At 47.2% G+C, this 23,269-nt stretch carries 24 protein-coding genes and 1 pseudogene; 6 read left to right on the top strand and 19 right to left on the bottom strand.

All coding sequences use genetic code 11. The annotated features are described in order from the left end of the window. Window positions 1-322 precede the first annotated feature (322 nt). From LRL21_RS07230 to LRL21_RS07220, 3 genes are read left to right on the top strand one after another with little or no spacing between them, the layout of a single operon-like run. Complete coding sequence (locus tag LRL21_RS07230; protein ID WP_240415078.1) at window positions 323-802, top strand: chromate efflux transcriptional regulator ChrS; 480 nt, start codon at window positions 323-325, stop codon at window positions 800-802. A gap of 49 nt (window positions 803-851) precedes the next feature. Then, complete coding sequence (locus LRL21_RS07225; protein WP_275900630.1) at window positions 852-1,418, top strand: chromate efflux transporter ChrB; 567 nt, start codon at window positions 852-854, stop codon at window positions 1,416-1,418. Window positions 1,419-1,435: 17 nt separating this feature from the next. Then, on the top strand, window positions 1,436-1,966 hold the full coding sequence (locus tag LRL21_RS07220; RefSeq protein ID WP_240415076.1) for a chromate efflux transporter ChrA: 531 nt from the start codon (window positions 1,436-1,438) through the stop codon (window positions 1,964-1,966). 118 nt (window positions 1,967-2,084) lie between these two features. Here LRL21_RS07220 and hxlR read toward each other — a convergent pair whose 3' ends face one another. Continuing rightward, window positions 2,085-2,459: a transcriptional activator HxlR gene (gene hxlR / locus LRL21_RS07215; protein ID WP_076229918.1), complete on the bottom strand. Its 375-nt coding sequence runs from the start codon at window positions 2,457-2,459 to the stop codon at window positions 2,085-2,087. A gap of 156 nt (window positions 2,460-2,615) precedes the next feature. On the opposite strand from hxlR, the gene hxlA reads away from it, so the two are divergent. Together hxlA and hxlB are read left to right on the top strand one after the other, a co-directional pair. Continuing rightward, window positions 2,616-3,248: a 3-hexulose-6-phosphate synthase gene (hxlA, locus tag LRL21_RS07210; protein WP_240415075.1), complete on the top strand. Its 633-nt coding sequence runs from the start codon at window positions 2,616-2,618 to the stop codon at window positions 3,246-3,248. Between the two features lie 8 nt (window positions 3,249-3,256). After that, window positions 3,257-3,823 (top strand): 6-phospho-3-hexuloisomerase, encoded by a 567-nt coding sequence (gene hxlB, locus LRL21_RS07205; protein ID WP_240415074.1) that lies wholly within the window; start codon window positions 3,257-3,259, stop codon window positions 3,821-3,823. Here the strand turns inward: hxlB and LRL21_RS07200 are convergent. The 5 genes from LRL21_RS07200 to gatC all read right to left on the bottom strand — a co-directional run bounded on the left by LRL21_RS07200 (window position 3,805) and on the right by gatC (window position 8,420). Continuing rightward, entirely contained in the window at window positions 3,805-4,005 is a 201-nt protein-coding gene (locus LRL21_RS07200) for an NUDIX hydrolase (RefSeq protein ID WP_240415073.1), read from the bottom strand. The genes hxlB and LRL21_RS07200 overlap by 19 nt on opposite strands. A gap of 29 nt (window positions 4,006-4,034) precedes the next feature. After that, window positions 4,035-5,018, bottom strand: a complete 984-nt coding sequence (locus tag LRL21_RS07195; RefSeq protein ID WP_240415072.1) for a Gfo/Idh/MocA family protein — start codon at window positions 5,016-5,018, stop codon at window positions 4,035-4,037. A 141-nt stretch (window positions 5,019-5,159) separates the two neighbouring features. Next, window positions 5,160-6,611: an Asp-tRNA(Asn)/Glu-tRNA(Gln) amidotransferase subunit GatB gene (gene gatB / locus LRL21_RS07190; RefSeq protein ID WP_240415071.1), complete on the bottom strand. Its 1,452-nt coding sequence runs from the start codon at window positions 6,609-6,611 to the stop codon at window positions 5,160-5,162. Window positions 6,612-6,641: 30 nt separating this feature from the next. Continuing rightward, entirely contained in the window at window positions 6,642-8,099 is a 1,458-nt protein-coding gene (gene gatA / locus LRL21_RS07185) for an Asp-tRNA(Asn)/Glu-tRNA(Gln) amidotransferase subunit GatA (RefSeq protein ID WP_240415070.1), read from the bottom strand. 33 nt (window positions 8,100-8,132) lie between these two features. Beyond that, entirely contained in the window at window positions 8,133-8,420 is a 288-nt protein-coding gene (gene gatC, locus LRL21_RS07180) for an Asp-tRNA(Asn)/Glu-tRNA(Gln) amidotransferase subunit GatC (RefSeq protein ID WP_240415069.1), read from the bottom strand. A 449-nt stretch (window positions 8,421-8,869) separates the two neighbouring features. On the opposite strand from gatC, the gene LRL21_RS07175 reads away from it, so the two are divergent. Next, window positions 8,870-8,989 (top strand): DUF6254 family protein, encoded by a 120-nt coding sequence (locus LRL21_RS07175; RefSeq protein ID WP_240415068.1) that lies wholly within the window; start codon window positions 8,870-8,872, stop codon window positions 8,987-8,989. 47 nt (window positions 8,990-9,036) lie between these two features. Here the strand turns inward: LRL21_RS07175 and LRL21_RS47340 are convergent. The 13 genes and pseudogenes from LRL21_RS47340 to LRL21_RS07115 form a co-directional block, all read right to left on the bottom strand. Beyond that, window positions 9,037-9,189: pseudogene (locus LRL21_RS47340) on the bottom strand (DUF2798 domain-containing protein); the annotation flags it as partial. A gap of 50 nt (window positions 9,190-9,239) precedes the next feature. Next, window positions 9,240-10,793: a PucR family transcriptional regulator gene (locus tag LRL21_RS07170; protein ID WP_240415067.1), complete on the bottom strand. Its 1,554-nt coding sequence runs from the start codon at window positions 10,791-10,793 to the stop codon at window positions 9,240-9,242. Window positions 10,794-11,006: 213 nt separating this feature from the next. Next, window positions 11,007-12,068: a 4-hydroxy-2-oxovalerate aldolase gene (gene dmpG, locus LRL21_RS07165; protein WP_240415066.1), complete on the bottom strand. Its 1,062-nt coding sequence runs from the start codon at window positions 12,066-12,068 to the stop codon at window positions 11,007-11,009. 36 nt (window positions 12,069-12,104) lie between these two features. Beyond that, window positions 12,105-12,509 (bottom strand): hypothetical protein, encoded by a 405-nt coding sequence (locus tag LRL21_RS07160; RefSeq protein WP_240415093.1) that lies wholly within the window; start codon window positions 12,507-12,509, stop codon window positions 12,105-12,107. A 37-nt stretch (window positions 12,510-12,546) separates the two neighbouring features. Then, window positions 12,547-13,284 (bottom strand): 2OG-Fe dioxygenase family protein, encoded by a 738-nt coding sequence (locus LRL21_RS07155; protein ID WP_240415065.1) that lies wholly within the window; start codon window positions 13,282-13,284, stop codon window positions 12,547-12,549. An 18-nt stretch (window positions 13,285-13,302) separates the two neighbouring features. Next, entirely contained in the window at window positions 13,303-14,478 is a 1,176-nt protein-coding gene (locus LRL21_RS07150; protein ID WP_240415092.1) for an aminotransferase-like domain-containing protein, read from the bottom strand. A 110-nt stretch (window positions 14,479-14,588) separates the two neighbouring features. Further along, window positions 14,589-15,482 carry a LysR family transcriptional regulator gene (locus LRL21_RS07145; RefSeq protein WP_240415064.1) on the bottom strand — a complete coding sequence of 298 codons (894 nt, stop codon included), beginning with the start codon at window positions 15,480-15,482 and terminating at the stop codon, window positions 14,589-14,591. A 61-nt stretch (window positions 15,483-15,543) separates the two neighbouring features. Further along, the gene (locus LRL21_RS07140) at window positions 15,544-16,503 is read right to left on the bottom strand and encodes an aminopeptidase (RefSeq protein ID WP_240415063.1); all 960 of its coding nucleotides are present in this window, start codon (window positions 16,501-16,503) and stop codon (window positions 15,544-15,546) included. An 18-nt stretch (window positions 16,504-16,521) separates the two neighbouring features. After that, window positions 16,522-17,583: a DUF917 domain-containing protein gene (locus LRL21_RS07135; RefSeq protein ID WP_240415062.1), complete on the bottom strand. Its 1,062-nt coding sequence runs from the start codon at window positions 17,581-17,583 to the stop codon at window positions 16,522-16,524. A gap of 9 nt (window positions 17,584-17,592) precedes the next feature. Continuing rightward, window positions 17,593-19,212 (bottom strand): OPT/YSL family transporter, encoded by a 1,620-nt coding sequence (locus LRL21_RS07130; RefSeq protein ID WP_240415061.1) that lies wholly within the window; start codon window positions 19,210-19,212, stop codon window positions 17,593-17,595. Between the two features lie 453 nt (window positions 19,213-19,665). Next, a complete protein-coding gene (locus LRL21_RS07125; RefSeq protein WP_240415060.1) occupies window positions 19,666-20,049 on the bottom strand; it encodes an ATPase in 384 nt (127 codons plus the stop codon). Window positions 20,050-20,698: 649 nt separating this feature from the next. Continuing rightward, the gene (locus LRL21_RS07120) at window positions 20,699-21,766 is read right to left on the bottom strand and encodes a MerR family transcriptional regulator (RefSeq protein ID WP_240415059.1); all 1,068 of its coding nucleotides are present in this window, start codon (window positions 21,764-21,766) and stop codon (window positions 20,699-20,701) included. A 66-nt stretch (window positions 21,767-21,832) separates the two neighbouring features. After that, window positions 21,833-23,263: a hypothetical protein gene (locus LRL21_RS07115; RefSeq protein WP_240415058.1), complete on the bottom strand. Its 1,431-nt coding sequence runs from the start codon at window positions 23,261-23,263 to the stop codon at window positions 21,833-21,835. Window positions 23,264-23,269 lie beyond the last annotated feature (6 nt).

Raw genomic sequence — 23,269 nt, 5'->3', positions numbered from 1 at the left:
CCGAATCATCCGCTCTCACCCACGCTTTTTTAAGATGACTCAATTATACGGCAAAAAAGGTACAGGCTCTTCAACTTTCTTGAAGAACTGTACCTTTTTCTTAAAGATGGACTTTTTCAGTGGCCTCTCACAGACGTGATGGGCTTTTAAATTTGTAAGGGAACGAGCGTAATTTCATTTCAATACGAATGAATTTTACATTTAATGATTGCGTTATGAATAAAATATTTGTATATTATTACGTAACGAATGTAATTATCACAATAAACTTACATTTTGAATGCACATCAATCAAAAATGAATAAAGGAGTAACCGAAACTTATGAGCACAAAAATAACAGATGGTGTTATTTCAAATATGGATGAGATCGATCGCAAGATCATTGCGATTTTGCAGCAAAATGGAAGAGCGTCTTATACGGATATTGCCAAGGATGTCGGGCTTTCAAGAGTCGGTGTGCAGGCCCGAATTAATGCGTTGATGGAGAACGGTACGATCGAGAAAATTACCGCGGTCATTAACCCGGAAAAAATCGGCATTACGGTGTCGGCATTTTTTAATGTGGAGGTTGAGCCCAAACATTTGATGGAGGTCGCGGATAGTCTGGCTGATGAGCCTGAGGTGAGCAGCTTATATCATATGACAGGACCAAGCAAGCTGCATATGCATGGATTATTTGCCAGCAACCGGGAAATGGAGCTTTTCCTGCAGGGAAAGCTGTATGTGCTGCCAGGTATTACGAGTGTCGATTGTCAGATTTTGATTAAAAGGTATAAGAGTCGAATGGGAATGAAGCTGTAACGAGACGACATCAAAACGATGAAATTAATGGGTAATGAGGGATGAAAAGATGAATGTGTATAAGGATTTGATTATCGCTATGTTTAGAACCGGTATGCTTGGCTACGGAGGAGGTCCTGCTACTGTGCCCTTGATCCGATATGAGGCGGTTACGCGTTATAAATGGATGCAGGATGATGAATTCGGTGAGGTGCTGGCGATTGCTAACGCGCTTCCTGGTCCCATTGCCACCAAGCTGGCTGCATATCTGGGATATCGTCAAAAAGGTACACTCGGCGCCTCCATTGCTGTGCTGGCGCATATTGTACCCACCTGTGTAGCCATGGTTGCATTACTATCGATCATTACTGCACTCAGCTCCTCCACGATTATTGCCGGGATGATTGGGGCTGTGACACCGGTAGTTGCCGTTATGCTTGGCATGATGGCTTATGAATTTGGCGAAAAGGCTGTTAAAGGGTTAGGAAAGGTATTGGGCGTACTCTTGTTCGTCTTGTCCTTTGTAATGCTGCAGCTGATCGAATTGCATTCCGCTATTGTCATTGGTGTTTTTCTGGCTTATGGGGCTTTTCATTTCCGAGTGCTGCGTTATCGCAAACAAAAAGCTAAGGCTTAGAATAGGAAGGTTGTCTTATGGACTGGTTACAACTGTTTTTTGGTTTTTTTATATCTAACGCATTGGGCTATGGCGGCGGTCCCTCTTCGATTCCGCTTATGTATGAAGAAATCGTTAACCATTATCATTGGCTGGATAATAATCAATTCTCCAACATGCTCGCACTTGGCAATATGCTGCCCGGCCCGATCGCAACAAAAATTGCTGCCTTTGTCGGCTATGAAGCAGGGGGATGGGTCGGCTTTGCCGTCAGTATTATCGCTACGGTTGTACCTACTGCTGTAGCTTTGATTTGGCTGCTGAATCTGATGCAGAAATACCGCAAGTCCGATGCTGTCAAAGGCATGACTTTATTGGTTCAGCCGGTAATCGCGATAATGATGGTGGTTATGACGTGGCAGTTGAGTGCAAACTCTGTGCACACGATCGGAATATGGCAGTCGCTTGGAATTGCCGCAGTCGCTTACTTTGCCATGGTAATTAAAAAGATTCATCCCGCCTTGGTTATCGTTTGTGCTTTTGTGTATGGTGGTATTTTTCTAAGTTAAAGGTAAATAAAGGTCAGTGAGGGCTTATTGGTTAAGCTCCTTACTGGCCTTTATTTTCATGAAAAATGATTACGCGGCTCCAACATTCATCATACATTTTGCTCAGATACATCATTAATTATTTATTTTGCAAAGTTAAATCCTTGATTTCAACCTTTTCTTTGGCGACCAGTTCCATATAATTTTTGCCCCAATCATACATCGATACCAGAATCGGCATCAAGCTTTGGCCAAGCTCGGTAAGCGAATATTCCACTTTGGGCGGTACAACGGGATAAACCTCCCGATGCACGATCAGGTCCTCTTCCAGCTCTCGCAGCTGACTGACCAGCATGCGCTGGGTAATATCAGGTATTAAAGACTTCAATTCACCAAAACGTTTGGTCCCCTCTTTGCCCAAATACCATAAAATCAGCATTTTCCACTTACCACCAATAACACTGAGAGTTAGCTCTTTTTCGCAATTAAAGGTCTTTTCATATAGATGTCCCATCGAATCCCTCCTCATAATTCCTATTATAGCGCACAGTATACTTTTTGGCACTATATAAGATTAAAGTGCGTACTTACAAATAAGTGATATTGCAGATATACTAATCCCTGTGCAAAGGAGATTAACCCAATCAACTATAATAGGAGTGAATCATTCATGAAATTGCAATTAGCGTTAGATCTTGTTAACATTCCCGATGCCATCCATATGGTTAAAGAAGTTGAGGCGTATATTGATATCGTTGAAATAGGAACACCCATCGTGATTAACGAAGGGTTGCACGCGGTAAAAGCAATTAAGGATGCTTATCCGAACTTACAGGTTTTGGCTGATTTAAAAATAATGGACGCTGGTGGCTATGAGGTTATGAAGGCATCCGAGGCTGGTGCTGATATTATTACGGTGCTTGGAGCCAGCAATGATGCCACGATCAAAGGAGCTGTGGAAGAAGCACGCAAGCACGGAAAAAGCATACTCGTTGATATGATCAATGTAACCGATTTGGAGAAACGCGCCGTTGAGATTGATGCACTGGGTGTCGATTATATCTGCGTACACACAGGCTACGATCTTCAAGCAGCGGGGCAAAGTCCTTTTGAAGAGCTTCGCACGGTCAAACGTGTTGTGAAAAATGCCAAAACTGCTGTTGCTGGCGGAATCAAGCTTGGCACTTTGCCAGAGGTCATTCGCGCTCAGCCAGATTTGATTATTGTCGGCGGCGGCATTACCGGACAGGAAGACAAAGCAGGCACAGCGGCAGAAATCAGACAGCTAATTAACCAAGGGTAATCGATCCGATGAATGCGACTGAATATACCTTAGAAATCGTGGGCGAGCTGCAGCGCTCGGTAAAGCTTATGCTTGGCACGAGCAGCACTGACAGTGAAGCATTGGTAGAAGCTGTTATTCAATCCCGTAAAATTTTTGTGGCGGGCGCAGGGAGATCCGGCTTAATGGCCAAAGCGTTTGCTATGCGACTGATGCATCTTGGGCTGGATGTGCATGTTGTAGGTGAAACGGTAACACCTGGACTTGGTAAAGAGGATTTGCTCCTTATTGCCTCCGGGTCCGGTGAGACCAAAAGCCTCTTGTCGATGGCAAAGAAAGCCAAAGAGCTGGAAGCTACGCTCGCCATAGTTACGATATATCCCCAATCTACTATTGGACGATTGGCCGACATTAAGATTAGCTTGCCTGGCTCGCCCAAGGATCAATCGGAAAGCAGCTACCACACGATTCAGCCGATGGGTTCCCTGTTCGAGCAGACACTTCTTGTTTACTTCGATGCTACTATATTAAGCTTGATGCAGAAGAAGGGACTCGATTCCAGCTCGATGTATGGCAATCATGCCAATCTGGAATAGTCGTGTAGAAATTGAAAAAAGCAATCACTGGCCAACGACCGGTTGATTGCTTTTTCTGGTTTAGAAGACAGAATAATTTTTTCAGGCTCACGATTCCGCAGTACAAGCAGAATCTCATCCTGTCCGCCGCGGATTATAGCTCCTACACCCACTTGCGGCATACATAAACGTTCAGTAGACATTCGCACCCTCTTTTCACTTATAGAACGTCTTAATGGTCAGCAGGAAATACGAGTCCAATCTGCCTTCTCGCTTCATCCATAATTTCCATTGTCCAAATGGAATGCTGATTGGAATTAATCGCAGATTCCCGTTCATCGCGTTTTAACACATTAATAAATTCCTGAACCTCGTAGTACATGAATGCATGAGACTGCAGCTTCGACACGTCATGTATCGAACCATCTCGATATCGAATCTCGACCTTCTCCGGTGTATTGATTTTATCGATGACCATCGTCCCGTTCTCTCCCTGAATTTCGGTCGGCATATAGGATGAGCTGATTTTGGAATGGGTTATGACTGCATCCATATCGGGATATTTCAATATGAGACTGCCTTGTCCGTCAACACCGGAATCGAGCAGCAATCCGTTAGCCTGAACCTTAAGCGGTTGTCCGAACAGCACCACCATCGGATATAGGCAGTAAATACCCAAGTCCATTAATGAACCATTTGAAAATATTGGATTAAAAGCGTTCAATATCGTTCCCTGCTTGTAGGCATCATAACGTGATGAATATTGGCAATAGCTTGCCGTATAACGACGAATCTGCCCAAGCTCGGGCAAATGCTCACGGATCGCCTGAAAATTAGGAAGCATTGTAGATAACAGTGCCTCCATTAACAAAACATTATGTTTACGTGCAGCCTCAAACATTGCTCTGACTTCATTGCCATTGGAAGCAAGCGGTTTTTCACATAAGATGTGCTTGCCATGCTCCATCAAGAAGATCGCCTGACTGGCGTGAAAAGAATTCGGACTCGCGATATACACCGCATCGATCTCCTCACTCTTCGCCATACTCTCCAAATCGGTAAATAAATGAGGTATATGATGCTTGGCTGCAAAATCCTCTGCCTGCTGCGATGTACGAGAGTATACAGCGGTTAAGGCGAAATCTTCACACTCACGCGCCGCAGCGATGAATCTCTCGGTAATAAAGTTCGTTCCAATAATGCCGAAACGTATCATACCCATTCGTCATCCTTTCCTGATGAAGCTCGTGCATATTAAAAAAGCCTTGACTCCCTCTCATATTCCGGACTTCTATGGTCCTTACAGAACATGAAATGGAATCAAGGCTTGAACCATTTCCGTATTTAATAAAGCAGTTTATTCAGCTGCCTGCAGACACTCAACGATCAGCTTGTTCACGAGTCCCGGATTGGCTTTACCCTTCGTTTCCTTCATGACTTGTCCGACGAGGAAGCCTACAGCTTTATCTTTACCTGCTTTGAAATCGGCTACGGACTGCGGGTTATTGGCGATAGCCTGCTCGACTGCCGCTTTAATCGCACCTTCGTCGCTGATTTGCACGAGGCCCTGCTCTTCAACGATTTGCGCAGGAGCTTTGCCGGTTTCCAGCATCGCCTTGAAGACGGTTTTGGCAATTTTACTGCTGATCGTGCCTTTTTCCAGCAATAAAATCATTTCGCCCAAGCCTTGGCCAGTAATCGGAAGCTGCTCAAGCTCTTGGTTATTCGCGTTCAAATAGCCAAGCAGATCACCCATGATCCAGTTCGATACGGCTTTGGCGTCTTTTGTATACTTCAAGCTCTCTTCAAAGAAATCGGCCAGCTTGATCGAGGAGGTAATGACCTGCGCGTCGTAGCTCGGCAGACTATACTCACTCACATAACGGGCTTGCCGTGCATCCGGCAGTTCCGGAATTGAAGCACGAATGCGAGCCTTCCAGGCATCGTCAATATATAGCCGCACCAGGTCTGGGTCCGGGAAGTAGCGGTAGTCATGAGCCTCTTCCTTGCTGCGCATCATGATCGTCTTGCCTTGGGCGTCATCCCAGCGGCGTGTTTCCTGAATGACCTTGGCGCCGCTGTTCAATACTTCAGCCTGTCGCCATTCCTCATATTCCAACCCCTTCTGCACCCCACGGAACGAGTTCATGTTCTTCAGCTCAGCGCGGGTACCGAATTCAGCCTGATCGTAAGGACGAATACTGACGTTGGCGTCGCAGCGCAGCGAGCCTTCCTCCATCTTCACATCGGACACATCACAATACTGCATAATCGCCTTCAGCTTCTCCAAGTAAGCACGAGCTTCCTCCGGTGAACGCAGATCTGGTTCGGATACGATTTCAATCAAAGGGGTTCCTACACGATTAAAATCCGCAAGGGTCGTGTAACCGCCGTCTACGTGTGTCAGCTTGCCTGCATCTTCTTCAAGATGAACACGGGTCACACCGATCCGTTTCGTTTGACCATTGACTTCGATATCAATCCAGCCATGCTCACCAATCGGTTTATCGTATTGGGAAATTTGGTAGGCTTTTGGGGAATCCGGATAAAAATAGTTTTTACGGTCAAACTTGCTATCTGTAGCAATCTCGCAGTTGAGCGCCATTGCCGCTTTCATTGCATATTCAACAGCCTGCTTATTGAGCACCGGCAAAACACCCGGGTAGCCCAAACAAACGGGACAAGTATGCGTGTTCGGTGGTGCTCCAAAGGCGGTGGAGCATCCGCAAAAGATTTTGGACTTCGTATGAAGCTCGACATGAACTTCCAGCCCAATGACCGTTTCGTATTTCGTTTCTGTTGCTGACATGCAGGTGTATTCTCCTTTCATCCTAAGGTGTTACAGCTGGGGGCGCTGCTTATGGAAGTCTGTATGTTGTTCAAAAGCATGAGCTACCCGTAAAATCGTCGCTTCGCTCAATGCTTTACCAATAATTTGCAAGCCGATAGGCAGGCCGTCAGTAAATCCGCAAGGAACACTGATTGCCGGAACGCCAGCAAGATTCACGGGAATCGTTAAAATATCGTTTAAGTACATCGTTAACGGATCATTCACCTGGGAACCAACCTTAAAGGCGGTAGTAGGCGCAGTAGGACCGATTACGACATCATAGTTCTCAAACACGTTATCAAAATCCTGCTTGATCAGAGTACGCACCTTTTGAGCCTTTAAATAATAGGCATCATAATAACCGGAGCTGAGTGCATAGGTGCCAAGCATAATGCGGCGTTTGACTTCCGGTCCAAAACCTTCGCTCCGTGATCTGTGATACAGATCCAGCAAATTGTTCGGATTATCGGCACGAACGCCATAACGAACGCCGTCGAAACGGGCCAGGTTGGAGGATGCCTCCGAGGATGCCAGTAAATAATACGTAGCCACTGCATATTCAGAATGCGGTAAGGATACTTCCTCGACCACAGCACCAAGACTCTCCAGCACTTTAAGCGCGGACAGCACGGATTCACGGACAGCCGGATCGATACCTTCACCCATATATTCCTTCGGAAGCGCGATTCTTAAGCCTTTTACGTCACCGCTCAGGGCGCTAATATAGTCAGGAATATCCACGTTCGCAGATGTTGAATCCTTCGGATCATGACCCGCGATCGATTGCAGCAAGTAGGCACTGTCTTCTACATTTTTGGTCAAGGGACCGATCTGATCCAGCGATGAGGCAAAGGCTACCAGACCGAAGCGGGACACGAGGCCATACGTCGGTTTTAAGCCGACAATACCGCAATAAGCAGCCGGTTGGCGAATCGATCCTCCTGTATCGGAGCCCAAGGAGAAGTAAACCTCTCCTGCAGCCACAGCCGCAGCCGAACCACCGCTTGAACCACCTGGCACATATTCCGTATTCCATGGATTGTAGGTGATCTGGAAGCTCGAATTCTCGTTGGAGCCGCCCATCGCAAATTCATCCATATTGAGCTTACCAATGGAAATAGCCTGCGCATCCTTCAGCTTCGATACTACAGTTGCATCGTAGACCGGGTTAAAGTTACGCAGAAACTGGCTCGCACAAGTCGTTGTAACGCCTTCTGTAACGATATTATCCTTAATCCCGATCGGCAAGCCGAACAGCAGCCCACGACTTTCACTCTTGTCCAGCTGCTCGTCCAACGTAGCTGCAGTCGTACGCGCATTCTCCTCATCCAATTTCAAAAAGGCTTTAACTTTACCGTCAACTTGTCCAATCCTTGTATAGGATTCGTTCACAAGATCGGAAACGGTAATTTGTTTAGCTTTCAATTGGGTATGTATCTCTTGTAACTTAAGATCGAATAAAGACAAAACCGCGTCCTCCCTTTCAATAATCTATTAATCTTACTCCAATACTGCAGGCACTTTGATTTGACCTTCTTCTTCATCCGGCGCGTTCAACAGCACTTTGTCTATGGGCAAGGATGGTCTGGACACGTCTTCGCGCATCACATTAACGAGCGGCACCGGATGACTCGTTGGTTCCACGTTATCGGTATTAAGTTCATTTAATTGATCCGCGTATTTTAAGATCGCGTTCATCTGTTCGGTGAACGTTTGTTTTTCCTGCTCACTGAGCTCAAGTCTGGCCAATTTGGCTACGTGCTCAACGTCTTTGATTGTAATGCTCACTGAATGGCCCCCGTTTCGTTATGGATGACATGGGTATTGCGTTTTTATCATTATAGACTAGATGGAAATTGAACTCAATTGTTTTGACGTAGTAACGAAAAGAAAAAAGACCCCTCGCGGAGTCCTTTTCAACGGTGAATTTGATTTGGTACTACTGCTATGAACCCTTTTGAACCTTAGGTCTTACCAACATCAACAATATGCAGTATGGGTACTACAATAACGTCTCTGCGGCACATCCCCTCGCTTCACTTTAGATTCTTACAACTTCCCTGGAATGTTTCGTTAGATAGCCCAACGGAACCACACCTCTCTTATCACCGTTGAATGTATTATGGCTATTACGAACCCTTTTTATTCGTTCATCTTAAATTAGTATATAATATTTAATAAAATCACAAGTTAAATGAGCAACACCATATCCGCATTCCAAAGGAGTGTTTATTGCGATGAGCCAATCGAAAAGCCGTAAGGAAAATCAATGGAAAATTCGTAAGCAAGCACAAAACCCCCATGGAAAAATTAAATCGCTGGAGGAACACTCCAACGAATATGATGCGGGAAAGTAAAAAAGTCGACCCTACATACCCTTTCAAGGCTGTGCGGGGTCGCTTTATCAAGATTGAACGGCTTGATTGGACGGCTTCACAAAGTTCGTTAAAATATAACGTACCACTGGACCTACAATTAGTAATTGTTCTGGATAAGCTACTACAAAGTTCAATAGTAAAAGGTTAGCATACTTGCTAAGCAGTGTGCCTTCTATACCACTCGTAACAAGTACTTAATCAAGCTGAAAGCGCGATTCTGTTAATAGTCTCACAGCATAGTCGTTCTGTTCACATTTTTCATTTTCCAAAAGCGAATGGCCAAATCCAACCGTAAACGCACCTCTGTATCATTCATATCGATTTTCAGGATCTCACTGATCCGTTCCAGTCGATAAAGTACAGAGTTGCGATGTATAGACAACTCCTCTGCCACTCGCTTTGTGTTATTTCGCTCTCTCAGAAAAGCTTCCAGGGTAACCAATAGATTCGTTCCATATTCTTTATCATAAGCCTCCAAGGGAGTGATAAACGTTTGCGTCAATACCGCGAGTACGGGGTGATCCGCTGAATCCATCAGCAATTGCTCTATAAGCACGTCATGAATGTGAACAACGGCCTGATGGGGCAAAGAGCCTTCACCAATAGCCAAAGCCTTCTGAGCCTCCCGGCTGCTGTCAGAAAGATTCGCCAGCCGCTCAACAATACCTCCTACTCCACATACGAGACTTATTTCCTCCTCAAGCCTGACGGCCTTTTTCAGCAGCTCCTGTACATACTGCTCTGTTTCCCTTCGCTGACCCTCGATATCCTTATGGACCGAGCTGCAAAGAATCATAACGCGGCCGTTCACCTCCACCCCTTTGCGTGTAATGCTACGAGGCGTGTTGATTTCACGTACCATCCAATTATTGATCCTGCCGATTTGTTCCGCATCAAGGGTCGTCCGGCTGAAAGGTTTAATGACGATAACATAGATGCAGGGTCCTTGAGGAATAGCCAAACGTTTGGCCCGGTAACGCAGCAGCTCCTCCTCGTGGTTCAGGCCGGACAGCAGCTCTACAAGAAACACTTCCTGCTCCCGTTCCAATTGAAGCTGCTGGGACTGCCGTATAGTAAATTCAATCGCCAATACCGTAACTGCATGATCGAGACAGCTCTGTTCAAAATGATCCTGCTCACTCAGCTTGCGGGTGATCGACAAATATCCAAAATTGCGGCTTCCCACACGAATATTATGCTTTTCGGCAATGTCCGTTTTTTTAAATTTGGCGGTACTGCTTTCAATCTCTTCCTCTTGGTTCAATACAGCCACTTCACAATGCAGGAGCTGCCCAATCAGGACAACCAGCTCCGTCGTTCGCCGATTTAATACCAAATTCGTAAACTGCTGATTTACTTCCTGCAGCTCACGGAGCATGTAGGCTTGACGCTTCAGAATTTGATCCAATATCGAGCGCGTCATATCCATAAAAGGGATTTCAAGCGGTATATCGAATAAAGGGATTTTATAGATGTTGCTTTTGTGAATCGCTTCCTGAGGTATATCCTGTATATAACGTCTCATCTTGATTCCTACCGCCGAACCGCCAACCCTATGCATTTCATCCAGTAACAAGCAGAGCATATTAGGATCATGGCGGAACGAATAGCCTGTCGTCAGGATCAGTTCATTAGGACGAAGCCAGCCTGTCAGGTCGGGCGTCTCCATACTATCAATATAATAAATTTCATTGGCTACGCCTTCATGTCCAGAGATGATTTTGGCACCTTGAAACAATGGCATTTGCAGCAAATCCTGCACGGTAAACGGAGCATTCTCCATACTCTCACCTCATGTACGTTCTGAAATCGGTTTTATCGATCTTATCACAGTTCCACTCCAATTTAGTATGACATATATACAAAAAAATAAAAGATTGCCGCTATCAGCCTTTACGGCTAAATGGTTGGCAATCTTGAGGAATGGCTATATGAGTATATGAGCTGAACTAACGTGCTGTTAGTAAGGAGGCGCTGCTCAAGCAGAGGCTGCAAATTAATGAAAATGAGGCCCGCTCCCCTTCGTTTCGCGGGAACGTACAACGGGTGAACCATTCGATTGCTTTATAAGGTATTCGTCAGCCAATGCTTCTATGGACAAAGCGTCGCTTCCTTCTGTGACCAGCTGGCTAAGGATATCCCTGACATCGATACCATATTTTCCGAGCAGCGGAAGCGTAGTAAACAAGGAGCTGCCCCGGATGCCAAGTGTACCGAGAGCAAGTGCCCCCCGTTCAATAAATTGGGGAGCCGGCATCACCTGCTTCAGCATATCATCAGCAGCCTGTAGAAGGATGCCTGCGTTCGTGCCTGTTTCATAGCCCATCTTATGCAGCACGGCAGCGAGCACTTCCGTAGGGGCATTGCCGGCACCGGCGCCAAAGCCAGCAAGGCAGCCATCCACCAGATCGGCTCCTTCTTCGACAGCTGCTAGTGAATTGCCCACCGCCAAACCGAGGTTGTTGTGGCCGTGAAATCCGATGCGAATAGAAATGTAACGCCGTAACAGACTGACCTTGGTCCGAACCTCGTCCATGGCCATCGCTCCCGTTGAATCGACGATATAGATCGCATTCGCTCCGAATGCTTCGAGCTTGCGTGCCTGCTCCAATAGCTGCTGCGGGGAGCATGTCGAGCTCAGCATCAGAAAGCCAAACGCTTCAATGCCAAGGTCTGCCGCTTTGTGGATATAGCGGTGCGCCAGATCGGCTTCCGAGGCCAGCGTCGCAATTCGTATCGTTCCTATTCCCGTTTGCACAGCCTGCTCCAGATCCGCTAGCCTACCAACGCCAGGCAGCAGCAGCGCCGCGATATTCACCTGCTGTGCTGCCGCTTTTACAGTGCTTATAGCTTCCTCATCGGTGAGCCTGCCTTTACCAAAATGCAGGCTGGAGCCGCCAAGACCATCCCCATGGCAAACCTCAAGGTAAGGGACATTCGCCCGCTCCAGGTAAGAGGCTATACGCGAAAGCGTATCGGCATCGTATTGGTGTCGAAGTGGATGACTTCCGTCCCTCAGCGTCGCATCCAAAATTTGTATAAACCGCTTCCCCCCCATGTGGGATTAACTCCTTTCTACATGAATTCGTCTAATTCAGAATCCAGCCTCAATGACGAAGGTCACGAGCTGATCCGTGAAGCAAGGTGCGTATTTCAATCGATGCTCCGGGGCATGCATGGAAATCTCAGCAGCCGTATTGGACAGCAGCTCAGCAATCTTGGAAGGCTCGAAGGCTCCATCCAATAGGAGATGCACGATGTAACGATGCACGGCTGTTTCTTCCGGGTTGAGGAAAACCATCGTTTTAGACTGCATGAACACACCTGCACCTGTGAGCGCAAGCTCTGTGCTGCTGAGAAATTCATCCAAGCTGGCTCGCCATTCAGCATCTGCAGCTTTTCCAGGAATATCGCAAATCACTTCGAATTCCAATATTAGATAATGATTCGAGATCGTCGAAATGAAGGGCACAACAGCTTGAGCAGCCGGGAACATCATCGGCACGCTGGCTCATCCTTTCTCATGGAAGCTAGAATCATCCTTTTTTCGTAAAAGCAGCTACGAACACGTCCCGATAACCATCGACTGTATCAGGCAGAATAGCGCTAACTCCGTGCATGACCCGGTTATCATCGGCAAATATCAAATCAAACGGCTGCAGCGTCGTACTCATCAGCGGATTGCGGTCATTATCGTAGATCGTACTTTCCCCACCAAGGACGTTCTCCCGTGCCAGAACCATCATCATAATGTACGTCACACCATCCCGGTGAACGCCCTCTGGAGCCGGTTCTCCCTGCTCGTCGATTCTGGCTAATATGCGGATTTGATGAAGGGACACTTCCCAATCGCTGGGTCCTTCCAATTGCTCTACTGCGTTAAAAGCCCATTGGAGCAACCCTCTTAAAAATGTATTGTCCGTAACGATGCTCTCTTCCATAGGATCAAAGTGTCTTACGATTCCGCCGTTCAAGGTGTTGATTTCGGTTGGCTGGTAATAAGGGCGATCGTTGAAAACATGAAGGGCTCTGTCACTCGTGCTGTATTCAATAGTGGCAAACCGGCGAAGCCTGTAGGTTCCATTGTCCTTCATATATTTATCAATTGTCAGATTGTGAAAGCTGTCGATAAATCGCTCAGCGTCATCTTTTTGAAAAAAATCAGCCTGCGTAAAAAAATCACTCGTTAATGGGTAATAGCCCTGCTGTGCAACGTGAGCTGAGACCTGCTTAACATCCAGTGTTGTTTGAAAGTTTGGTACAGATGATTTCATAGTTGATATCGCTCCTTATTATATGAATGTTCGGATAACTGCTGCCAGACGGGGGATACCCTCGATGATTTTGTCCTCCGGCATATTTGAAAAATTCAGACGCATCGCATGCTCATGACCACTATTAGGATAAAAGGAACCTCCAGGCACAAAAGCGATCCCTTTTTCCAAACTTTTTGCAAGAACCTCTCTCGTATTGACGGATGCCGGAAGCTCCACCCAGATGAATAATCCGCCTCCGGGCTTGCTAAATAAAGCCGTTTCCGGAAATTCACGATCCATAACATCCAGCATGATATTTCTACGTTTTCGATACACGTCCTTGATTTTACTGACATTTCGATCCAAATCGTATCGTTCCAAGTAAGAATGGATCACCTGCTGGCAAAAAGTTGACGTATGCGTATCCGCAGCTTGCTTGGCCATCACATACTTTTCCAGCCACTGTGGAGAAGCACACACCCAGCCGACTCTGAATCCGGGACAGAGAATTTTGGAAAATGAGCCGAGAAACACGACCTGATCCTTCTGATCCAACGAAGCTAATGAAGGGAGCGAATCACCTTCGTAAATCAATTCGCCATATGGATTATCCTCGACCACTACGATCTCGTAATGACTGACAATCTCCATCAATTCCTTGCGTCTTGCCAGTGACCACGACCGACCCGTAGGATTCTGAAAATCCGGGATCACATAAAGCAGCTTCACCCGATCTGTAGTCTCCAGAATACGTGTCAATTCCTCCATAATCATCCCTTGATCATCTGTAGGCACCTCGATAAATCTCGGATTGTAGAGGCGAAAAGCTTGAAAGGCACCGAGAAAAGAGGGACTTTCGCACAGCACCACATCCCCTTCGTCGAGAAACAGCTTGCCCGATAGCTCGATCCCCTGCTGCGAACCGCTTGTGATCAAAATTTGCCGTGAAGAGCAGGCTTTATCGAACTTTTCCAGCATTCGCTGTGCAATCTGCTCTCTTAACGGCAGGAAGCCCTCCGTGATCGTATATTGTAATGCTTGCTGGCCGTGGTGCTTCAATACGTGCTGGGATGCTTCCTGGATTTCCTCGATTGGAAACAATTCGGGAGCAGGCATTCCTCCGGCAAAAGAGATCATACCTGGTTGTTCCGTCATTTTCAGAATCGCCCGAATATCCGAACCATTCAAATGCTTCGTTCTCTCTGCAAACATCACACTGCGATACCTCCCGTACTGTCAGATTGTGCCCCCGTATGTATATCATAAAGGCGCACAGCTCCATCCGTACAATACCTATATCGCATCCCATGCATGCAAACAAACTATAGGCTCTGATTGGGGAGATGTGTCTGAATATAGGCTATAAACTCACGTGAAGCATAGGAAAGATATTGATTACGGCGGTAAATGAGAGCCAGCTCCCAGACCATAGCAGGAGAGGTGATTGCAACGGTATGGATAGGCAGATGCTTCAAGCGATTCGCCATCGATCTGGGAATCAACGAAATTCCCTGCTGATTCGCTACCATTTCACAAACCAGATCCCACATTGAGGACATATGGACCACCCTTGGTTCAAAACCGGCCTGCCAGCAGGCTTGAATGACAACATCGTAAAGCGCAAACTCTTTGGAGAACAGGATAAACGATTCCTCCTCCAGTTCCTTTAAATCGACAGACTCCTTCGATGCCAGCCAATGCTGACTGTCAACAATGGCAACCAGATCCTCCTTCAACAAAGAGAACGTGCCATATAGCCCTGTATCCACCGGCAGCACCGTAACCCCAAAATCGATATGTCCAACATTGACCTGGATCTCCAGATGCTTGGCACTGTATTCGACCATTTGGATATCGATTCCCGGATATTGGCTCTTAAAGCCGACAATGATTTGTGGAAACAGCAGTGCGCCTACCGTAGGCATTAAGCCCATAACCACTTTTCCCCTTTTTACTTGAACCAGCTCATGGATGGACAACGATAAATCCTTCATCGACTGCATGATATGCAAGGCTTGCTCGTACACAAGGCTACCGGCATCCGTGAGCTCGACCTCCTTCTCCGACCGGTTCAGCACCAGAACCCCGAGCTCATCCTCAAGGTTTTTGATCGTCTTGCTGATCGATGGCTGCGAGACTAATAAGGTTTGCGATGCTTTTGTAAAGCTTTTGAGTCTAGCCACTTCTACAAAATAACTCAGCTGTCGAATATCCATTCCATTGCCTCCTCTAAACAAAAAGAACCGTATAGATAAAGTCCTATACGATTCCTTAATTTCACACGAGCAGCCTGCCCTTTTGTATAATCAGCTGCCCGTCGATATAAACATCCGGCTCATTCACGACTCCATCCACATGGACGCCAGCCACAATAGTACCGCCAAACGTGTGGTTGCTGCCGAAGGCCACATGGATCGTTCCATATACCTTCTCATCCTCCAATACGACGCCTGTAATCCTGGCTTTGTTATTGGTTCCAATTCCAAACTCGGCGAGCATACGACCTTCCTGATCACCCAATATGTGCAGCAGCTTATCCGAGGCAGGACCTTCCACGTCGACCAGACGTCCCTCCCTGATCGTGAGATGCAACGGAGCCTCCAGCTTGCCGATGCCTGCAAAGGAACAGTCGACCTCTATCTGTCCCTCTGCAGTTCCTTCCACCGGAGCTGTATAAGCCTCTCCTGACGGCAGGTTTCCCCATTCTCCAGGGTTCAGGTAGACACCTGTGCTCGGATAGCCCTTTCTGCCTGCAATGGAAAAGGTTAGCGACTTGCCTCCCTTCTCAATGCGTACTGTACTCCCGTTCTCCAGCAGCCCGGCTGCTTTGACGGAGAGCTCTTTGACCTGGGCATAGTCTGCCGATATCGCGCCCTCCAGAAACATGTCGGGTGTAATTCCCGGCATCGTGGCGATTCGTGCTCCACGTGCTACCGCTTCCTTGCGCGCCTTCGTATGTGTCAGCGAATGCTCGGTCACACAAACAATTACCTCGGAGCCTTTCATCGCCTCGCTTACGGCGGCTGGCGGCTCCTCACCCGATTTCCCTCTATCCCGCATAATAAGGAGCATAGCCTCAGCCTTCAGCTGCTTTCCTGCTGACCATAGTGCTATACCCAGCTCCTGCTTGGCCTCATCGGCAACTACAAGAAAGGTTTCTCCTGCCTGTAAACCCAGACTGTTGATCAATATTTGGATACTGATATCTGTTAATTCCTTGCTGCCTATCGATTCCATCCGTAATCGTCCCTTCCATCATTTGAATATATAACTATTAATCGACTTGCCGATCACGTCTTCAATCGGCTGTAACAATGCGGGATTGCTCATCGTCGTGCTTAGAATCAGCTGTCCTCTTGGCACATGAATGACGGCTACGGCCTGTCCTTTGGTAATCGCAGCCGATACGATCGGATGGGAAGTGAGGGCATCAAAAGTCATAATGAGATCAGGGAACGTTGCCAATCGCTGACCGTCCTGTTCCAGTGTCATATATTCATTCCAGAACGTCAGCTCGTAATCACCAATCGTTACATGCCCGACATCCCAGCCACGATCCGTCGTTATTGCAAATTCACTAACCTCGCCTACGGCAACAACGCGTCCGCCCAGTTTGCTGCATACAGCTTCAATTGCCGCCTCTCCCTTATGGGTAAGCAGTGCCTCACCCAGCTCTATAGCTTGGCTGATCGCACCCGGCGCACCATTGGCCCGCGCATATTTGACCGTTACCGGATTACGCGCTACGGCTACCAGCCCACCAGCATCCACGGACACTCTTCTTATTAATGATGAGGTTTGTTCAATGGTTGCCGATACACTGACCTCCAAATACTGATTGCCTCTGCCTCCAGCCGCAGCTTGATGAGAAATATAATCGGGTAATTCATGCAGGTTCATCGCACCCATAATAGAGGTTGGATGAGCCCTGCCGTTACATGCCAAGTCAATAATGGGAAGACCAGTGATCGCAGCCTGAAACCAGCCATTCACTGTCGTGTTCGCTCCGTTCTCATTGACGATGATCCCATCGATCGGCTTTTTGAACGATTCACCCAGCAATTCCATCGCCCTCAGACAGTGAATCGGTTTGACATGTTTATCCTTGGCGGCAGGTGCACCAACAATCGATGTGGTAAGAAGCGTAGCATCCTCATCCATTTCATCGGCAGTGAGCAGCTGAAGAGGACCCACTTCCAATGCCAGCCTGCCGAGCTGCAGCCCATCCTCGATCCAGCCGCCTCCACCACCGCCAAGCACAGCGCCTCCATACACGGCATATTCCATCATTTGCTCATCCACATTTATTTTTCCCATTGTTTATCCCTACTTTTTAGCAAATTTGATTATCGAATTGAAGAAGCCATACAACGCATCACCAGCAATAAATCCAGCGGCAAGAATACCCATAGGCGCTTCCGCTTCTTTTCCCTTGACCTTCAATACAATGATGCGGATTAGAATACCGGATAATACAACCCATCCTGCATTAGGATTAAGAATTAAGAGACCTGTGGCGAACAAAACACCGAGCTGCCGCTTGGAGCCACCGATAATTTGCAGAATAGCTCCCGGTATTGCCCACAGGAAGAGCTGCTTCGCCACTTCTATCGATGCACCAGCTTCAATCGTTTTCACATACACCAGATCCACAGGAGGAATCAGGTTCCTCGCGAAAAATCCTTTATATAAAAACAGTACGGTCAGCAAAGCGACACCAAAGGCTATCATGCCGGTAATATACTGCTGTTTGCGTCCATGCAGCTCGAGCTCTGGGTCACTACCGTTACCCCGTAAAATATAACCTGTTTTCAAATCGTAGCCCATGTCCGCAAAAGCAGGACCCGTCGCTGCGCTAAATCCTACCAAGAGCCCCAGTGCAACGGGAGGAAATCCCATCAATACTCCTAATATCAGCGTAATCAAAGCGACGGCGAACGCCGGAAACCATCCGGAATGCATGGCGGCAATGCCTACAATCAGTTCATGCAGATAAGCAGCCAATGCCGCGAATAAAAGAAACCAGATAAACATGCCGAACGACATTTGTGTTAACAATCCGCCGATCACAGCTAAGATCAAGGCAATAACCAGATAAGCCACAAAACCGAATCCAAGGGTACGGGTCGTTTCCTGATCGCTTTTCATCCAGTCCGTCGCTTCCGTTCCTTCGCCCGCTTGCTGCTCCGTGGATTGCCGCTTTTTGTTTTTCGCTTTAAAAATGATCATCGTTGTCTGCACCAACGCCATAAGCCCCCCGCCAATCATAAATCCATGCGGAATATAGAGCAGATTCATATCAACGGCAAACAACGGTATCGAATACTGCCTCAGTAAGAGACCGCTTCCAAACATGGTTAATGCCCAAATATTGCCGATAAAAGCGACCCCAAAAGCCGACATGGAGAGACCAAAGTAGGCGCCCACAATGCCTCCAGCAGCCCCCAAGCCTAAGAGCACCGACCGTTTACCGCCCTTTTGAGCAGCTACGATAGCCTCTGCCGTCGCTACACCCGGTGGCCAGGCACCCGCCGCAGGAAACACCTTGGAATTAAACAGCTTATACAGCAGTGTTGCATCGAGAAACATCGCCAGAGCAGCACCGATCAGCATCGGCACGATCAATTCCGGCTTACCCATGACAAACGGAATACCGATAGGAATCAACAAGCTGTTGGCTGCACCAAATGTAGCCGATGAAATCGAGGTTTGCATCAAGTTTTGACGATGGATGGACTTGAACATGGAGAAGGCAGGGATAGGAATCCGCCCTATCAGCATGGCAATTACAGCACCGATAATCGCGGTATTAGGGGTCAGCCCGAGCGAGGTCATGAGCTGCATACCGATAACTGCTCCTACAATCGCCAAAAAGATATTCATGATCAAGGCAACTGGTTCAAATATCGAGGGGTGTTTATCTTTGACTTTTTTGTTTTCATTCATATATAGCTGCCTCCCATGTTGAATATCCGTCCTATAAACCAATCATCTGAATACATGTATGTCTGCCTTGAAAAGTCACTCCTCACCCCCGCCTAGCCTCGTAATTTAGAGCCCCAAAGCAGCCCCCTTAACATTACATGAATCTCACACAATACCTGACATTGACTCTTAACTTACTTCAAAACTATAACAAAAGCAGACTCTCCTTCCTATGGGAAGCATACCAAATGAACGAACGCATTTTTGGGCACGAACACAAAGGTAACATGCTGCTCTCATTCAAAATAGCGTTTTCAACAAATATGGGTTATGTAACAACCTTGTCATGTAAGTAAGCTACAGGGAGAGACACGGCAGGCGCAGCTTTATAAACGAATGCGAAAAAAGCCTTCCTCCCGACGACTATTCGCACGGAAATGAAGGCCTCTTACCTTACTATACGAAGACTTGTGGTTAAATCCAAGCCTTTAAATTTACTTGTTTAATAAATTCAGCCTGGGACTGAACCTCGGAGCTCGGCTTCATCGCGTCCGCCTCTTCCTGATCTTCCCCATTCATAATACGACGGAACAGTTCCTCGTTCTTGGTAGCCAGTGCAAAATCAATCAGCGACTCACGCTGCAACCGGTCCGCTTCCAGCTGAATCAAAATTTCCTCCAGCTCAATATCCGCAGCTGTTACAAAAAAATGCTTATTTATTTTGGGAACCCGCACAACATAATCAAACACATTGTCGGCATTCCGATCAATAGCCATGATATAACCATATTCATTAACAGGCAAGTTTTGCTCAAAAGTGTCTGCCACGATAATTACTCTTTGTCCCAAACGCAACATATGCCATTCCTCCCCAAGATTGACGCGTCTCATGCTTAGTATTCTATACAAATATATGCCTATTAGCAAAATAATGATAGAGATCGTCCATAAATGGAGTCAAAAAAGACTACAATTATTAGAGGATTTTCAAAAAGCCTGTGCTGAAATGTCAACTTTTTGAACTCGCACTTTTAGGTAGCTTGTAATAATTGTTTTTATTCTAGCATCTTTTATAGGGTTAAGCAATGATAGACAACAAGCAAGGATACTTTGTTTCCAAAATGGCAGCCAACTGCGCTTTTTATAGAAAAAGGAGTCGAATCTACAAGTTTTTATCCCGGTACAGCCTACCGCATGACAGGAAGAGGTTATCCATCAAGTCTGTTCGACTCTCGGACAACCCCAGCTGCATCAAACCCATAACGATCATTTATTTTTCGTATTCGGCATACATAACGTCACGGAACGCTTCGAGGCCTTTTTTGGTACAGATTACGGGATCAATATCCATGACAATGACGCCGGAAGCGGCGTCACCGTTACGATTCGTATTCCCCTGCTGAACGACAATGACATTGATAGTCTGGGAAAACCAACCGAAGGTATGCCACGTGCTTATCCGATGTAGAGAAAATAAGATTCATCTGACACTTCTCCAGCATGGCAATTAGGGTTGGCGAAGCGCATACACCATGTGTACCCATTCGTTCAGCTGCTGCTGTACCGTGATGTAGCCATGCTCATGAAACCATTGCAGCAGCACAGAGCGGTCAGAGGGGTAGCAGTTGGTCAGCTTGTCCAGCACTTCTGTCCTGCCAGCTGCCTGCAGCCGGGTGAGATGTGCCGCTCTGGCATCTTCATGCTCGAACATGAGACCCGTAATAACGACACGTCCGTGCGGCTTCAGCACACGGTCCATTTCCGCAAGACCCAGCAGCTGCTGGGTCTCGTTCACATGATGAAACGCAAAGCTGGTCGCTGCAAAATGAAACTGGCCATCGAAGAACGGCAGTGCGAGCAGATTGCCAAGCTTCGCTTGCAGTGCGGGATATTTGCTGCGGCAGCGAACCAGCATCTGGCGCGATTGCTCGACAGCCGCAACCTCAGCACCTGTTTCCAGCAGCCTTCCCGCCAAATTACCCGTCCCCGCGCCAATATCGAGCCCCACCTCTCCAGCCCTTGGCGCCAACCACTGAACGGTAAAGGCCAAAGCCTGCTCGTACTCGTCTGCTGAGGCAATCCATCCAACCGGGCTTTCGTTCAAATCATGCCGTTTGCGGTCAAACTGGTCAGCGATCTGGTCAAAGCCCCACTGATCCTCCCAGGAGGAACGGGCTGTTCGAATTCGCTTCGTATGCTCTGCGAGCTTGAACAGATCGTCCATGACGAGCGGCTTTCCTTCGTCCACCTGATCAATCAGCTCATCCATGGCGGACAAGGTCTGCTTCCATTCTACCCACTTGGAAAACAGAATCGCCCGCTGGAGCTCCAAATGATGATGCAGGGAGGTCGCATCGCCGCTGTCAAACACCCGCAGCAGCTTGGCAATGCTCTCGATGCCGATCCCCATCTCGCGAAATGAAGTGATCGTTTGCAGCCGCCATGCATCCTCCTCATTGTAGTGCCGATAACCGTTGTGTTCATTTTTGACTGGCTGCAGCAGCCCTTTCTCCTCATAAAAACGAATCGCCCTCGGAGTAACATCCAACCTGCGGGCCAGCTCATTAATTTTCATATTCCCATCTCCCTGTTAACCCCATTGTAAACTATTACGTAAGGGGAAGGTACAGAGGCTTCTGCTTTATTTTCGTTTACCTATTTCCTTAATTAATCGCCTCAGCGTAGTTACCCCGAGCGTAATCGCAGCCCCCATACCTGTAACCATCACGGTCAGCGCAATATATTCAAACACGGAATAATCCTTCATCTTCCCCCAATCGATGGGTCCCTTCAAATCATCAATCACCTGATTCATTCCATAAATGCCACTGACCACCGAATAGATCGTTAAGATCAGCAGCAAGTAATTGGACCGTTTCGCAGTAAAATTTTCCTGGTATTTGTACAGATCAGCCAGCGTTTCATTCACTTCTGCATATAGCTCATCACTGCCTAAATGCTTGCGAAGCTGGAGAAAAATTTCTTTGCCCTGCGATTGGGTAGCGACCTCCAGAAAGTAATAGCGGGCAGAAAAAATCGTAATCGAGCGGATCAAATCATCGATTTCGTCCTGATTCTGATCCAGTTGGACATGCGAATAACGGTTTGATAATTTAAGCAGCACGATTTTATAAAACAAATTAATGAGCACACCATAGTAATACGCTCCGTACATGTGGTTGCCGAGAGCCGTAGTCACCTCCTTCGACTGATTCGTCAAGCAAAAGAAGGAGTTCTCTTCAATCACATAAAACGTATCCGGCCCCCACCTGTCATAGATGTGGTCATCCAAATACCGCTTGATGTAGTCCATATTCGAAGCGCTAATATATGGCTTTCCCTGAAAATCCAGCCCATCAACCCGAGAGGCACGGTATATATCCTCAGGCGCAATCGGACAGTTATCCGTGAAGGAAATCAATCCCTGTACAAACATCCGCTCATCCACGAAAAAGGGCAGCTTTTCAAAATACGTTTTCTCCAGATCCGTTTTGTCCAGAAAGGAGATCATCCCGGGAACAAGTCCATCCAAAATAAATTCTTCGACTTCGTTGTAACGCTTTCCATCCTGGACCAGCTCGATCAGCTCATCCTGATCCTTCATGTTTTGCAAAATACGGAATCGGTTCACGAACTCCAGCACCTGTGAGTAGGTTAAATCGTCACAACGCACCTCGGTCCGTACCGTAATAAAGCCCAAATCAAAGGGACATAACACGACATCGACCGAATGTATACGAAACGGGATATGATGCTGACTCATCCGCAGGCTGCAATCCATTTCAAGACGCTTGGAATACCGCATAAATACATCGTCGGAATCTTTATGTGGAAAAATGACGCTATTCGTAAAAGGCAAATAATACCGCTCCAAATTCAAATGGGATACCTGGTAGCCCTCCCCGTAGAAAGCATTCTCCAGCTCCAGATTTCCCAGCTCAAACGCAGCAAAGTCGTCCTTTTGCAGCTGCTGCTTCAAATCGTCCTGACAATCCTCATTAAGCGAGAACGGAAATACGAACTGAAACAGCGCAGCCTTAAGCTGCTTTTCTTCCAATACAGGCTGTTCCATGGTATG

This window comes from Paenibacillus periandrae, assembly GCF_022458865.1.
Classification (GTDB): Bacteria; Bacillota; Bacilli; order Paenibacillales; family NBRC-103111; genus Paenibacillus_S; species Paenibacillus_S periandrae.
This window is presented reverse-complemented; position numbering and strand designations above follow the sequence as displayed.